The 13,125-nt window shown below is 74.9% G+C and carries 15 protein-coding genes; 3 read left to right on the top strand and 12 right to left on the bottom strand.

The features are described from left to right. Positions 1–5 precede the first annotated feature (5 nt). Positions 6–1,139, top strand: coding sequence for an Mrp/NBP35 family ATP-binding protein (locus G7075_RS01805; RefSeq protein ID WP_166118318.1), 1,134 nt, complete (start codon positions 6–8; stop codon positions 1,137–1,139). Between the two features lie 31 nt (positions 1,140–1,170). Here G7075_RS01805 and G7075_RS01800 read toward each other — a convergent pair whose 3' ends face one another. The 4 genes from G7075_RS01800 to sigE form a co-directional block, all read right to left on the bottom strand. Further along, on the bottom strand, positions 1,171–1,308 hold the full coding sequence (locus G7075_RS01800) for a hypothetical protein (RefSeq protein ID WP_166118315.1): 138 nt from the start codon (positions 1,306–1,308) through the stop codon (positions 1,171–1,173). Between the two features lie 434 nt (positions 1,309–1,742). Beyond that, positions 1,743–2,900, bottom strand: a complete 1,158-nt coding sequence (locus G7075_RS01795) for a S1C family serine protease (protein ID WP_240917812.1) — start codon at positions 2,898–2,900, stop codon at positions 1,743–1,745. Positions 2,901–3,186: 286 nt separating this feature from the next. After that, positions 3,187–3,723: an anti-sigma factor gene (locus G7075_RS01790; RefSeq protein ID WP_166118312.1), complete on the bottom strand. Its 537-nt coding sequence runs from the start codon at positions 3,721–3,723 to the stop codon at positions 3,187–3,189. Positions 3,724–3,731: 8 nt separating this feature from the next. After that, a complete protein-coding gene (gene sigE, locus G7075_RS01785; RefSeq protein ID WP_166118308.1) occupies positions 3,732–4,367 on the bottom strand; it encodes an RNA polymerase sigma factor SigE in 636 nt (211 codons plus the stop codon). Positions 4,368–4,475: 108 nt separating this feature from the next. Between sigE and G7075_RS01780 the strand changes: the two genes are divergently transcribed. Then, positions 4,476–5,111: an O-methyltransferase gene (locus tag G7075_RS01780; RefSeq protein WP_166118305.1), complete on the top strand. Its 636-nt coding sequence runs from the start codon at positions 4,476–4,478 to the stop codon at positions 5,109–5,111. A 37-nt stretch (positions 5,112–5,148) separates the two neighbouring features. Here the strand turns inward: G7075_RS01780 and G7075_RS01775 are convergent, their stop codons facing one another. From G7075_RS01775 to dapE, 8 genes are all read right to left on the bottom strand, one after another. Then, entirely contained in the window at positions 5,149–5,475 is a 327-nt protein-coding gene (locus tag G7075_RS01775; RefSeq protein WP_240917811.1) for a hypothetical protein, read from the bottom strand. A gap of 158 nt (positions 5,476–5,633) precedes the next feature. Beyond that, positions 5,634–5,807, bottom strand: coding sequence for a DUF3117 domain-containing protein (locus G7075_RS01770; RefSeq protein ID WP_166118302.1), 174 nt, complete (start codon positions 5,805–5,807; stop codon positions 5,634–5,636). 126 nt (positions 5,808–5,933) lie between these two features. Next, a complete protein-coding gene (locus G7075_RS01765; protein WP_240917810.1) occupies positions 5,934–7,262 on the bottom strand; it encodes a hypothetical protein in 1,329 nt (442 codons plus the stop codon). Then, positions 7,249–8,865, bottom strand: a complete 1,617-nt coding sequence (locus tag G7075_RS01760; protein WP_166118299.1) for a glycosyl transferase — start codon at positions 8,863–8,865, stop codon at positions 7,249–7,251. The genes G7075_RS01765 and G7075_RS01760 overlap by 14 nt, the downstream gene beginning before the upstream one ends. Before the next feature lie 100 nt (positions 8,866–8,965). Next, a complete protein-coding gene (locus G7075_RS01755) occupies positions 8,966–9,358 on the bottom strand; it encodes a DivIVA domain-containing protein (protein WP_166118295.1) in 393 nt (130 codons plus the stop codon). 479 nt (positions 9,359–9,837) lie between these two features. Next, complete coding sequence (locus G7075_RS01750) at positions 9,838–10,122, bottom strand: DivIVA domain-containing protein (RefSeq protein ID WP_166118292.1); 285 nt, start codon at positions 10,120–10,122, stop codon at positions 9,838–9,840. A 28-nt stretch (positions 10,123–10,150) separates the two neighbouring features. After that, a complete protein-coding gene (locus tag G7075_RS01745; RefSeq protein WP_166124166.1) occupies positions 10,151–10,882 on the bottom strand; it encodes a TIGR00730 family Rossman fold protein in 732 nt (243 codons plus the stop codon). Between the two features lie 106 nt (positions 10,883–10,988). Continuing rightward, the gene (gene dapE, locus G7075_RS01740) at positions 10,989–12,083 is read right to left on the bottom strand and encodes a succinyl-diaminopimelate desuccinylase (protein ID WP_166118289.1); all 1,095 of its coding nucleotides are present in this window, start codon (positions 12,081–12,083) and stop codon (positions 10,989–10,991) included. Positions 12,084–12,151: 68 nt separating this feature from the next. Between dapE and dapD the strand changes: the two genes are divergently transcribed. Next, the gene (gene dapD / locus G7075_RS01735) at positions 12,152–13,075 is read left to right on the top strand and encodes a 2,3,4,5-tetrahydropyridine-2,6-dicarboxylate N-succinyltransferase (RefSeq protein ID WP_166118286.1); all 924 of its coding nucleotides are present in this window, start codon (positions 12,152–12,154) and stop codon (positions 13,073–13,075) included. Positions 13,076–13,125 lie beyond the last annotated feature (50 nt).

The raw sequence follows: 13,125 nt of genomic DNA, 5'->3' as shown, positions 1-13,125 counted from the left end.
GGGGCATGCCGCAGGTCAGCACCGCCGCCCTCCACGCCGCCCTCGAGACGGTCATCGACCCCGAGATCCGTCGCCCCGTCACCGAGCTCGGGATGGTCGGCGACCTCGCCTGCGACGACGACGGCCGGGTGGCCGTCACCATCCTCCTCACCGTGGCCGCCTGCCCGCTCAAGGACAAGCTGACCGGCGACACCACCGCGGCCCTCTCGAAGGTCGAGGGCGTCACCGACGTCAGCGTCACCCTCGGCGTCATGAGCGAGGAGCAGCGCGGCGAGCTGAAGACCAAGCTGCGCGGCGGCACCGCCGAGCGCGAGGTCCCCTTCGCCCAGCCCGGCTCGCTGACCCGCGTCTACGCCGTCGCCTCCGGCAAGGGCGGCGTCGGCAAGAGCTCGGTCACGGCCAACCTCGCCGCCTCCCTCGCGCAGGAGGGCCTGTCGGTCGGGGTCGTCGACGCCGACATCTACGGCTTCTCGATCCCCCGGATGCTCGGTGTCGAGCACAAGCCGACCCAGGTCGACGACATGATCATGCCGCCGGTCAGCCACGACGTGCGCGTCATCTCGATCGGGATGTTCGTGCCCGGCAACCAGCCCGTCGTGTGGCGCGGGCCGATGCTGCACCGGGCCCTCCAGCAGTTCCTCGCCGACGTCTTCTGGGGCGACCTCGACGTCCTCCTCCTCGACCTGCCCCCGGGCACCGGCGACATCGCGATCTCGGTCGCCCAGCTCGTGCCGGGCGCCGAGATCCTCGTCGTCACCACCCCGCAGCAGGCCGCGGCCGAGGTCGCCGAGCGCGCCGGCTCCATCGCGCTGCAGACCCACCAGCGGCTCGCCGGCGTCATCGAGAACATGAGCTGGCTCGAGCTGCCCGACGGCACCCGCGAGGAGATCTTCGGGTCCGGCGGCGGGCGCGAGGTCGCCGAGTCGCTGTCCCGCTCGATCGGCTCCGAGGTGCCCCTGCTCGGTCAGATCCCCCTCGACACCCGGCTGCGCGTCGGCGCCGACCAGGGGGTGCCGGTCGTCCTCGGCGAGCCGGACTCGCCTGCGGCAGTTGCCCTTCGCGGCATCGCCAAGGGGCTGGCCAGCCGCTCGCGCGGCCTCGCCGGCCGCTCGCTGGGCCTCTCCCCCGTCGGTCGCTGACGCGAACCCCACCGCCCCCGCGGTCCGGGCGTCAGGTGGCGTCGGTGTCGTACGGAGTCGGCCGTCCGGGGTCGAACTCCTGCGGCGCGAGCCACGGCTGGTAGGCGGCGTCGAGGTCGGCGCCGACCTCGTCGTAGGGCAGCGGCTCGTCGACCACGTCGTCGGCCACGCCGTCGGTGGTCGTCCCGGTGGCACCGGCCGCCGCCCCCGCGGCCGCACCGGCCGCCCCTGCTGCCCCAGCACCCGGCGGAGGCGGGTCGCGTCACGCACCGAGTCGATCTCACCGCGGATGGGCGCCACGGCCTCGTCGAGCGGCTCGAGCAGCGCCTCGCGGACGATGCGGCGCGGGTCGTACTGGCGCGGGTCGTACTGGCGCCAGTTGATGTCCTCGTACTCCGGGCCGAGCTGGTCCTTGAGCTGGTCCTTGGCACCCTCGGCCATCACCCGCAGCCGCCGGATGGCGTGCGCGAGCTTGGCGGCGTACTCGGGGAGCTTGTCCGGGCCGAGCACGAACACCGCGATGAGGGCGAGGAGGACGACCTCCCAACCGTTCACGCCGAACACGGCGTCACACCCCTTCCGAAGGCACCGGGGCGCTCGCGGTCACTCCGACCCCTGGAGGACCATGGTGACATCCCGCTCCTTGCCGTCGCGACGCACGGTCAGCTTCACCGAGTCGCCGACCTTGCGGGCGCGGATCTTCACGACCAGCTCGCCGTCGTCGCTCACCGGCTTGCCCTCGAACGCCACGATGACGTCACCGGCCTTCAGGCCCGCCTTGTCGGCCGGTCCGCCGGGGTTGACCGCGGGCGAGCTGTTCGGCCCGCCGTCGGCGATGCGCACGCCCTCGCCCTGGTAGGCGCTGTCGAGGTAGACCCCGATGACGGGGTGCTCGGCCTTGCCGTCGGCGATGAGCTGCTGGACGGTCGTGGCCACCTGGTCGCTGGGGATCGCGAACCCCACGCCGATGTTGCCGCTCTGCCCGCTGATCGAGCTGCCCGGCACCCGGGCGATCGCCGAGTTGACGCCGATGACCTGCCCGCGCATGTCGAGCAGCGGCCCCCCGGAGTTGCCCGGGTTGATCGCGGCGTCGGTCTGGATGGCGTTGATGTAGGACTGGTCGTCCTGCTGGCCCGGCGTCACCGGGCGGTCGAGGGCGCTGACGATGCCGCTGGTCACGGTGGAGTCCAGCCCGAGCGGCGCCCCGACGGCGATGACCTGGTCGCCGACGACGACGTCGGCCGAGCGGCCGACGGGCAGCGCCGCGAGCGAGGCCCCGGAGACCTTGACGACGGCGAGGTCGTAGGAGGCGTCGCGCCCGACGACCTTGCCCTTGACCTGGCGCCCGTCGGAGAGGACGACGGTGATGTCCTCTCCGGGGTCGGCGCCGGCGACGACGTGGTTGTTCGTCACGACGTGCCCGGCGTCGTCGTAGACCCAGCCGGAGCCGGTCGCGGCGCCGTCGGCACCCTCGACCCGCAGCGTGACGACGCTCGGGAGGGCGCTGGCCGCGATGTTGGCGATGGAGCCCTGCGGACGCGTCGTGGCGCCGGCACCCGGGCTGGGCGCGGCGACGGGTGCGCCGGACGAGCCGGATCCCCGGTCGGCGAGGTAGCCGCCCACGATGCCGCCCCCGGTGCCCGCGAGAAGCGCCGCGGCGACGGTGGCGCCCACGAGCGCGCCCCAGCCCGGGCCGCGTCGGCGGGAGGGCTCGGGGGCCGACAGCGGGGTCGCCGGGTGGTTGGGCGGGGCGGGGGGCACCGAGGCCCACGAGCCGCTGATCGGCGGGTAGGCCTGCGTCGTGGCCGCGGCGGACGCGGGCTCGGGAGCGACGGCGCCGTGGGGGCGGACGTCGGAAGCTCGGTCGTCGGCGTGCCGGCGGTGGCCCAGACCGGCGCGGGGGCGTGGGGCGGGGCCGGCGTGCCGTCGGCCGGCGAGGACGTCTCGACCGGACCGGGGTGGGGGGCCGGTGCCGTCGGGTCGGTGGGCCCCTCGCGGTCACCCCGGTCCCACGGCTGCCAGTCGTCGGTCCCGGGCTGCCGTTCGCTCATGGGGTCGATTCTGCCCGCTGGCCGCCCGACCCGGGCGCCGAGGGGCCACTCGTCCACCGGACGGGCACGACCACGGTCGCCGACAGCGGCGCGGCCGGTCGGCTCGTGGCCACCGCGGGGGCCGATGTCCCCGGCACGGCGCCCTGGCGCGGCGCCACGGGGACGCCGATGACGGTCAGGCTCCAGGCGGCCGCCGCGGCCACCCCGCCGGCCGCGGCCGCGACGACGGTGGCCCGCAGGGCGCTGCGGTGGCACGGCGGGTCGTTCGGGGCGAGCAGCGCCAGCGGGCCGGGTCCACCGGCCGGGCGGGGCTCGGCGGCGATCCCGCGGCCGAGGGCGAGGAGGGTGACCCGCAGGTCACCGGGCATCGAGGGGGCGCCGGCCAGCGCCTCGCGCAGCCGCCGCTCCTGGCCGACCGCGTGGCGGCACAGCTCGCAGGCGACGAGGTGGTGCTCCCAGGCGTCGCGGCGCTCGTCGCCGAGCCGCCCGGCGGCGTACTCGGAGAGCTCGTCGTCGAGGCACTGCACGCCCACCCGAGCCGTCATACCGCTCCCGCGGCGGGCCGGCGGACGATGGGTCCGCGGCGCGGCGCGACGGTGACCTCGGGGCGCGGCGTCGGGGCGCGGTGGGCGAGGGCCTCACGCAGCTGGGACCGGCCGCGGTGGATGCGCGAGCGCACGGTGCCCAGCTTGATGCCGAGGGTCGCCGCGACCTCCTCGTAGGAGAGCCCCTCGATGTCGCAGAGGACGACGGCGGCGCGGAAGTCCGGGGAGAGGGCGTCGAGCGCGCGCTGGACGTCGTCGTCGAGGTGGGTGTCCTCGAAGGACTGCTCCGGACCCGGACCGCGGCTGGGCAGCCGGGCCGCGGACTCGTCCGACAGGGCGTCGAAGCGGATCCGCTGCTTGCGGCGCATCTTGTCGAGGAAGACATTGGTCGTGATGCGGTGCAGCCAGCCCTCGAAGGTGCCGGGCTGGTAGGTGTGCAGCGACCGGAAGACCCGGACGAACACGTCCTGCGTGAGGTCCTCGGCGTCGTGGACGTTGCCGGTCAGGCGGTACGCCAGCCGGTAGACCCGCGCCGAGTGCTGCTCGACGACCTCTTCCCAGGACGGCGGGACCCACGCCGGGGCGGCGTCCTGCTGCGTCGTCATCGGCTCGTCCCTCACCAGGCTGCTCATGTCACCCATCGATACGCGTCGTGGCCGTGAATTGTTCCCGGGAACCCTGAACGCCGGCTGGGAATCGCCGTCGCGCCGACCCCCTCCGAGCGCACTAGGGTTGCCGCCATGAGTGGACTGAAGCCGGCCAGCTGGTCCTACGCCGAGGAGTTCGTCCCCGAGCCGGAGGTCCACGAGGCCGCCCGCCGCCGGGGGGTCGAGCTCGGCGCGGCCTCCCCCGTCGGCACCGGTGCCGGCGCGGTGCTGCGCCTGCTCGCCGCCACCGTGGGCGCCCGCCACGTGCTCGAGGTGGGCACGGGCGCCGGCACGTCGGGGCTCTGGCTGCTCGCGGGGATGCCCGACGACGGCGTGCTGACCACCATCGACGTCTCGGCCGAGCACCAGCGCCTCGCCAAGCAGGCCTACACCGAGGCCGGCTACCCGCACCAGCGCACCCGCGTCATCACCGGTGCGGCCGCCGAGGTCCTGCCGCGGATGGCCGACGGCGGCTACGACATGGTCCACGTCGACGCCGACAAGGACACCTACCCCACGTACGTCGAGCACGCCGTGCGGCTGCTGCGGCCCGGGGGCGTGCTCGTCGTCGACAACATGCTCTGGCACGACCGGGTCGCCGACCCCGCGGCCCGTGACGAGACGACCTCGACGCTGCGTGACCTCGGCAAGGCCCTGCGCGACCACGACGACCTCGTCACGGCGCTGCTGCCCGTGAGCGACGGCGTGCTCGTGGCCGTCCGGCGCTAGGGCTCGAGGCGGGCGCGAGCGTCCGCCCGCGGGTCGCTCAGCTGACCGACGGGCCGGCGCCGCGCCGGAAGCCGGCCGGGCCCTCGGCGATGGCGACGACCTCCCACTCCTCGAGGAGCACGGGTCCCGATCCGATGATCGCGCTGCCCGGGGCGGTCGCCGCGCCGGGCTCGAAGCCCTCGCGGAAGTGCTGGCGCTCCTGCTCGCTGTCGAAGACGTAGGTGCCCTCGAACCACTCCCCCTCGCGCATCCGCCACACCTTGAAGGCCAGGCCGTCGAGGAACATGAAGCGGGCGATGGAGGTGCCGACGACGTACTCGCGCAGGTCGTCGGCGGCCCCCGCGGGGCGTCCTCGAGCGACCACCGCACCGTCAGTCCGTAGCCAGCGTTCATGGCCCCGACGCTAGGTGGCGGGCCGGGGCCTCGCCACCGCGTCTCACGACTCGTCCCGGCCCGGGACGGACGCGACGGGGCCCCCGACCGGTGCTGGTCGGGGGCCCCGTCGAACGGCTCAGGAGCGGGTCAGTTCAGGCCCTCGCAGTTGTCGATGGCCTCGCCGAGCGCACGGACCTCGTCCGGGGTCATCTCGACCACGAGCCGGCCACCACCCTCGAGCGGCATGCGCAGCACGATGCCGCGGCCCTCCTTGGTGACCTCGAGCGGGCCGTCGCCCGTCCTCGGCTTCATTGCCGCCATGGCGTGTTTCCCTTCTTCTGCGCGGCAGCGGAGATCGCGCCGCGTGGCGGTCCGGCGCCGGACCGCCGGACGGAGGAACCCATTATCGCGTAGGCCTCCGACCTCACGAAATCCGCAGCGCACGAATCACGGCGGGAACGAGCCCCACGGGGTGTACGTGAGCAGGCTGCACGTCCACCAGAGGATCCCGCCGACGAGCACGAGGGCCACCACGGCGACCCGCCGCTTCCAGTGCGCCACGACCTGCTGGCCGTTCGCGGTGCGCATCGCGACCGACGCGAGGAGCGCGGCCAGCGGCATGTCGAGCAGCAGGAAGCGCCACATCGAGGTGATCGGGCGGACCACCGCGAAGAGGTAGAGGGGGTAGGCCAGCGCCCAGGCCCGCACCTCGACGCTCATCCACCGGCCGTGCCGGCCGAGGACGAGGGCGACGTAGGTGGCCACGAGCGCGACGAGGACGCACACCCCGAGGACGCCCTTGGAGTCCCAGGCCCAGGCGAACCAGAGGACGAACGGGCCGTCGGCGGGCTTCTGGCCCCAGGCGGCCTGGACGTCGAAGAACGCCGTCGGGACCCCGGTGGCGATGCCCGCGATGACCGGCCAGGCGATGCCGCTGACCCCGAGGGCGGCGAGCATCGTCACGACCGCGGCGCGCTGCCCGGCGAGCGGCCTCAGCCCGGCGGCCCGCTCCTCGCGCCAGCGGACGACGAGGTGGATGAGGGCCGCGATGCCGAGCGCCGGCGCGACACCGCGGGTCAGCCCGAGCGGCAGCGCGACGGCGGCCACGAGGAGGTACTGGCGCCGGACGAGCAGGAGCAGGGCGCCCGCGACGAGCGCGACGGCGAGGGCCTCGGTGTAGGGCTTGAGCATCACCGACGTCGTCGGGTAGAGGCACCACAGGCAGGCGGCGACGAGGGCCAGCCGCTCACGCTGCGGCTGGCGGGCGGCGTGGTAGGTGCTGCGGAACAGGGCGTTGACGAGCACCGCCGCCACCGCGCCGAGGACGAGGTTGAGCACCGCCCCCGCGACCTCGAAGGACAGCCCGGTGACCATGACGGCCTTCACGAGGTACGGGTACAGCGGGTAGAACGCCCAGGCGCTGTAGGTGTAGAACCCGGTGTCGGCGTCGACCGGCAGCGGCACGGGGTAGCCGTCCTCGACGATCCGCCGGTACCAGACGCCGTCCCAGAGGCCGATGAGGTCGCCGACGGTCGGGTCGGCGTGCCCGACGCCGGCGGGGTTCTGGAACCACGTCGCCGCGACCCACAGGGCGACCAGCGAGACGACGCGGGAGAGCGCGTAGACGGTCAGGACCGTGAGGATGGGCCGGGCCAGCGCGCGCCCGGCGAGCTCGTGGCGGCCCTCGCTGCTGAACAGCCGGCGCAGCACCGAGCCGCGCACCGGCTGCTCGCCGGTCACCGGCTCCGGCGCCGGCGCCACCTCAGCCCTGGCCATCGGTCAGCTCCCTCACGTCCCACAGGTACACCCCGCCGAGCCGTCGTGGCGCGCCGAACACCGAGGTGATCGAGTCGCGCAGCGCCGCTGCGGCCGGTCGGTCCTCCGGCAGGACCACGGCGTCGACCCGCCCGGCCCGGAGGTCCTCCACGAAGCCTGCCCGTTCCGAGGGGCCCACGGGGACCTCGGTGCCTGCCTGGGCGACCTCGGCGAGCCACGTCGTCAGGCCCGTCGGTGTCGCACCGTACTGCCCCCCGCGCTCCTCGGTGCCGTCGGGTCCGACGAAGTAGCCGGCGACGACGGGGAAGCCCCAGCGCGCCGCGGCCTGCCACTCCAGGGCGCGCGCGTCGGCGACGTTGGGGGGCGGCGCGGCCAGCACCGAGCCGCCCTCGTCGACGTGGTCGCGCCACCGCCCCTCGGTGAAGAAGGCCGGGACGACCGGGCGCGGGTCGACGACGAGCGGGGTCGGCACGACGGGCAGCAGCACGAGCACGGCCGTCACCGTGGCGAGCGCCAGGCCGGGGCCGGGCGTCCCGACGTAGCGCTCGACGGCCCGCCGCAGACCCTCCGCACCCAGCGCGAGCAGGAGGGCCAGGGCCGGGAGCGCGACGAGGGTGAACCGGGTCGGCAGGACGTTCTCGACGACCGGCACGTGCTCGAGCAGCGCCCACGGGCCGGGGATGCCGAGCGGGGTGCCGTGGAGGGTCAGCTCCTCACCGAGCGAGAGCCAGCAGGAGACGAGCACGACGGCGGCGAGCACCCGGACGAGGACGCTGCGCCACAGGAGGACCACGGTCGCGGCGGCCGCGACGAGCAGCGGCACCCCGAAGAACGAGTTCTCCTCGGTGCGGTTCATCGACACCGCGGCCGAGGCCCACGGGTCGGCCCCGACGGTGCGGGTGGCCCGGCCCCACAGCTGGGCGAGGTCGTTGCCGGCCGGTGGGTGCCAGATCGAGGCGTAGGACTGCGGCCCGCGGAACTGCCACCACAGCGGGACGGCGACGAGCACCAGGGTGACGAGGGCGCCGAGGCCGAGGCCGGTGAGCACGGGGCGCCAGGGCGGCCGGCGGTGCGCGAGCCACACGGCCGCCGCGACGAGGACCCCGATGGCGGTGAGCAGCAGCACCTCCTCGCCGATGAGCACCTGCCAGGCGGTGAGCAGGCCGAGCACGACGCCGTCACGCACCGGGCGCCGGCCGGCGAGCACGCGCAGCAGCCGGTCGAGGATGACGGGCACGAGCGCCTGGACGACGAAGTTCGGGTGCCCGTTGGCGTGGCTGACCATCCCGGGCCCGAAGCCCGCGAGCGCCCCGGCGAGGAGGGCCGCGACGGGGTGCACCGGCAGCCAGCGCCGGGTCATCCAGTACCAGCCGGTCGCGGTGAGGGCCAGGCCGAGCAGCTCGAGGAGGACGAAGGTGACGTGGGGCCCGGCGAGGAGGGTCAGGGGCGTCAGCGGCACCCCGAGGCCGAGCACCGCCGCGTTGGCCATGAGGTTGACCCCGGCGGGGAAGTTCTGGAGGTCGCTGGACAGCGGGTTCGAGAACGTCGAGAGGTTGTGCGCCGTGGCTCCGAGGTACCACTCGAAGGCCTGCTGGTCCTGCACGCCCTGGGAGAGGTAGCCCGAGCGGACCGCCCGAGGAGGTGCATCGTCACGTACGCGGCGACGGCGAGGTAGGCCAGCGGGGCGAGGAGGTCCCAGCGGGTCAGCGGCGCGGGGCGTCCGGCAACGGGGTCACGCCCGGCTGCCGGACGGGGTCGGGGGGCGGGTCGTCCTCCGGGTCGGCGGTGGCCGGGGGGCGGTCCGGGGGTGCGAAGGGTGTGGTGGTGCCGGCTGCGGCGGCATCGGGTGCCATGACGTCGAGCCCCTTGAGCCGGGCGATCTCGTTCTCCCGCGAGGCGATCCGCGCCTCGAGCCGGTCGACGACCTCGTCGACCTGGTCCATCCGGTACCCGCGGAAGGTCAGCCGGTAGGTGGGGTCGGCGACGCCCACGGCGTCCGGGACGGGTGCGGCGCCCGGGCGGTCGCGGCCCAGCCACCAGGCGCCGGCGACGACCGCACCCACCCCGACGAGCGCGGCGAGCACCGACCAGGTCACGACGACCCCCGGCGGGAGGGTCGGTGGCCGCCCGCGCGTCGGTGGCCGCGCGCGCCTCGGCCCCGGCGACGAGGCCCTCGACGACCCGGCCGAAGAGCAGCGGTCCGAGCCGGTCGCCGAGCGGGCGGGTGAGCCGGCGCAGCCCGGGCAGCCAGATCTCCTCGGTCCAGACGACCTCGGTCCGGCCCGCGGCGCCCGGCGCCTCGTCGACGGTGATGTCGGCCCAGCCGCGCAGGAACCACCCGGTCTTGACCAGCCGCAGGCGGCGGCCGGGCTCGAGGGCGGTGACGAGCATCCGGTCGGCGCCGGCGACCGGCCCGAGTCGGGTGACCGCGTTGACCTCGGCCCCGAGCACGAGGCCCCCTCCGGCACGGCGACGTCGGTGAGCGGCACGTGCCGCGTGTGCTCGGGCAGGTCGGTGACGACCTCCCACGCCCGCTCCCGCGGCAGGCTCGTCGTGCGGCGGACCGTGAAGGCCATCAGTCCTCCCGGTCGCGCAGCGCGGCGGCCTCGCGCTCGCGCTCGGCGAGCGTCTCGCGCAGGGCGTCGAGGTGGGCGTCGACGTCGGCCATCGCGTAGCCGCGCGCGGCGGTGTCGAAGCGGACGGTGTCGACGTCGGCGGCCTCCGGCTCGTCGGGCAGGCCGTGGTCGGGGGTGGTCGTCACCGCGTCGGCGAGGGGGTCGACCCGCAGGCGTCCGGTCGCGACCCCGAGGACGGTCGCGACGAGCGCGACGGCGACGAGGACGAGGAGCACGGGGACCACCCCCCGATCCTACGGTCCGGCCCTGCGGCTACTCCGCGTGCGTGCTCGGGGCGGACAGCCCGCGGCCGGCGCTGCGGTCGGCCTCGACGACCGTGCGGACCGCCTCGTCGACGTCGTCGGTGACGGTGAGGAGCGCGAGGTCCTTCTCGCTGATCGTCCCGGACGCGGCCGCGGTGTCGCGCAGCCAGCCGATCAGCCCGCCCCAGTACTCCGTCCCGAGCAACACGATGGGGAAACCCGTGACCTTCTGGGTCTGGACGAGGGTCACCGCCTCGAAGAGCTCGTCGAGGGTGCCGAAGCCACCGGGCAGCACGATGAACCCGCAGGCGTACTTGACGAACATCGTCTTGCGGGCGAAGAAGTAGCGGAAGTTGACGCCGAGGTCGACGTGCGGGTTGAGGCCGGCCTCGAACGGCAGCTCGATGCCGAGGCCGACCGAGACCCCGCCCGCCTCGCGCGCCCCCTTGTTCGCCGCGGCCATCGCACCGGGACCGCCGCCGGTGATGACGGCGTAGCCGGCCTCGACCAGTGCGCGGCCGACCTGCTCGCCCAGCCGGTACTCGGGGGCGTCGGGGCGGGTGCGCGCCGAACCGAAGACGCTGACCGCCGGGCCGAGCTCGGCGAGCGCCCCGAAGCCGTTGACGAACTCGGAGGTGATGCGCATGACGCGCCACGGGTCGGCGTGCAGCCAGTCGGTCGAGCCCCGGGAGTCGAGCAGCCGCTGGTCGGTCGTCGAGCGCGGCACCTGCGACCCGCGCATGACGACCGGACCCTGGAAGTAGTCGCGGTCGCCGGGGCGCGGTGCGGGCGGCTCGGGCGGCGTCGGGGTCTCCACGGTCGTCACCCTAGCCGCGCGGTGCGCGGCGTCAGCCGAGCCAGCGCAGCAGCGCGGCCTCGCAGTCGACGTACTGGCGCACCGGGCACTGCTCGTCGTCCATGTGCGCGAGGTTGGGGTCGCCGGGGCCGAAGTTGACGGCCGGAACGCCCATCGCCGAGAAGCGCGCGACGTCGGTCCAGCCCTGCTTGGCCTCGACGGGCAGGCCGAGGGCCTGGACGAAGGCCCGAGCCGCCGGCAGGTGCAGCCCCGGGCGGGCGCCGCCGGCGTTGTCGACGACCTCGACCTCGAAGCCGGCGAACACCTCGCGCACGTGGGCGTCGGCGTCCTCCTCCGACAGCGAGGGCGCGTACCGGTAGTTGACGGTGACGACGCAGCGGTCGGGGATGACGTTGCCCGCGATGCCGCCCTCCACCTTGACCGCGTTGAACGCCTCGACGAACTCGAGCCCGTCGACCTCGCGGGTCTGCGGGCGGTAGTCGACGAGCCGGGCCAGCACCTCGGCGGCGTCGTGGATCGCGTTGTGCCCCTTCCACGGTCGCGCCGAGTGGGCCGCGATGCCCTTGGTCCACACCTCCGCGCGCAGCGTCCCCTTGCAGCCGCCCTCGACCCGGGCGTCGGTGGGCTCGAGGAGGACCGCGAAGTCGGCGTCGTCGATGAGGTGCGGCGCCTGCTGCTGCACGTGGAGCAGGCCGTTGTACTGCGAGTCGATCTCCTCGCCCTCGTAGAAGACGTAGGTGACGTCGCGGCTCGGCTCGGCGAGCTCGTGGAGGACCCGGAGCATCACCGCCACCCCGCCCTTCATGTCGACGGTGCCCCGGCCCCAGAGCACCTCGCCGTCGGCGCCCTCGACCCGGCGCGTCGGCAGGTTCTCGGGGTCGGTGGTCAGCGGCACGGTGTCGAGGTGCCCGGCGAGGACGACCCGCTCGGCCCGGCCGAGGTCGGTTCTGGCGACGACGGTCCGGCCGATGCGCGTGACCTCGAGGCGGCCCGTGGCGCGCACCGCGGCCTCGACGGCGTCGGCGAGGGCGGCCTCGTCGAGGCTCACCGACGGGACGTCGCAGATCGCGGCGGTCAGGGCGGTGACGTCGAGGGAGAGGTCGAGGGCGGGGGTGCTCGCAGCCATGCCGACCACCCTAGTGAGGCACCGGGGGGCCACCCGGCCGGCGCCCCCTCCCCCGTACCCTTGGGCCCATGACGCGCACCGCCTGGGCCCACGGCCTGCTCACGAGGACCCACGACGGCACCGTCCTCGACGCCTGGTACCCCGCCCCCGCGCTCGGCACCCCGGACGGCTCCGACGTCCCGGCCGAGCTGGCGGCCCTCGTGACCGCCGACGACGCCCGCCGGGTGGCCCGCGAGGCGGTCACCGTGCAGGTCGACCTCGACGCCGCCCCGGTCTCCACCGAGGACGCCTACCTGCGCCTGCACCTGCTCTCCCACCGGCTCGTCGCCCCGAACACGGTCAACCTCGACGGCCTCTTCGGTGTGCTGCCCAACGTCGTGTGGACCACCGCCGGCCCGTGCGCCGTCGACGGCTTCGAGGCCACCCGGGCCCGGCTGTCGGTGCGCGGCCCGGTGCAGGTGCTCGGCGTCGACAAGTTCCCCAGGATGGTCGACTACGTCGTGCCGTCCGGCGTGCGCATCGGCGACGCCGACCGCGTCCGGCTCGGCGCCCACCTCGCGAGCGGCACCACGGTGATGCACGAGGGCTTCGTGAACTTCAACGCCGGCACGCTCGGCACCTCGATGGTCGAGGGCCGGATCAGCCAGGGGGTCGTCGTCGGCGACGGCTCCGACATCGGCGGCGGCGCCTCGACGATGGGCACCCTGTCCGGCGGGGGCACGGAACGCGTGAGCATCGGCGAGCGTTGCCTGCTCGGGGCCGAGTCCGGGCTCGGCATCGCGCTCGGTGACGACTGCGTCGTCGAGGCCGGGCTCTACCTGACGGCCGGCACGAAGGTGACCCTGCCCGACGGCACGGTCACCAAGGCGCGCGAGCTGTCCGGGCAGTCGAGCCTGCTGTTCCTGCGCAACTCGGTCACCGGCACCGTCGAGGCCCGCCCGCGCGACGGGCACGGCATCGTGCTCAACTCCGCCCTGCACGCCAACGACTGACCCCCTCGTCAACCCGCCCGCTCGTCCACCCGCCCACGACCCACCGGAGG

Source organism: Phycicoccus sp. HDW14, assembly GCF_011383005.1.
Lineage (GTDB): Bacteria > Actinomycetota > Actinomycetes > Actinomycetales > Dermatophilaceae > Phycicoccus.
The sequence above is the reverse complement of the archived record's forward strand: the minus strand, read 5'-3'. Positions and strand labels throughout refer to the sequence as shown.

Excerpts from the sequence above, each read along its gene's own strand:
- dapE (WP_166118289.1), bottom strand. The coding sequence starts at position 12,083 with ATGGCTGCGAGCACCCCCGCCCTCGACCTCTCCCTCGACGTCACCGCC.
- sigE (WP_166118308.1), bottom strand. The coding sequence starts at position 4,367 with ATGAGCAGCCTGGTGAGGGACGAGCCGATGACGACGCAGCAGGACGCC.
- G7075_RS01780 (WP_166118305.1), top strand. The coding sequence starts at position 4,476 with ATGAGTGGACTGAAGCCGGCCAGCTGGTCCTACGCCGAGGAGTTCGTC.
- G7075_RS01745 (WP_166124166.1), bottom strand. The coding sequence starts at position 10,882 with ATGCGCGGGTCGCAGGTGCCGCGCTCGACGACCGACCAGCGGCTGCTC.
- dapD (WP_166118286.1), top strand. The coding sequence starts at position 12,152 with ATGACGCGCACCGCCTGGGCCCACGGCCTGCTCACGAGGACCCACGAC.
- G7075_RS01765 (WP_240917810.1), bottom strand. The coding sequence starts at position 7,262 with ATGGCCAGGGCTGAGGTGGCGCCGGCGCCGGAGCCGGTGACCGGCGAG.
- G7075_RS01805 (WP_166118318.1), top strand. The coding sequence starts at position 6 with ATGCCGCAGGTCAGCACCGCCGCCCTCCACGCCGCCCTCGAGACGGTC.
- G7075_RS01770 (WP_166118302.1), bottom strand. The coding sequence starts at position 5,807 with ATGGCGGCAATGAAGCCGAGGACGGGCGACGGCCCGCTCGAGGTCACC.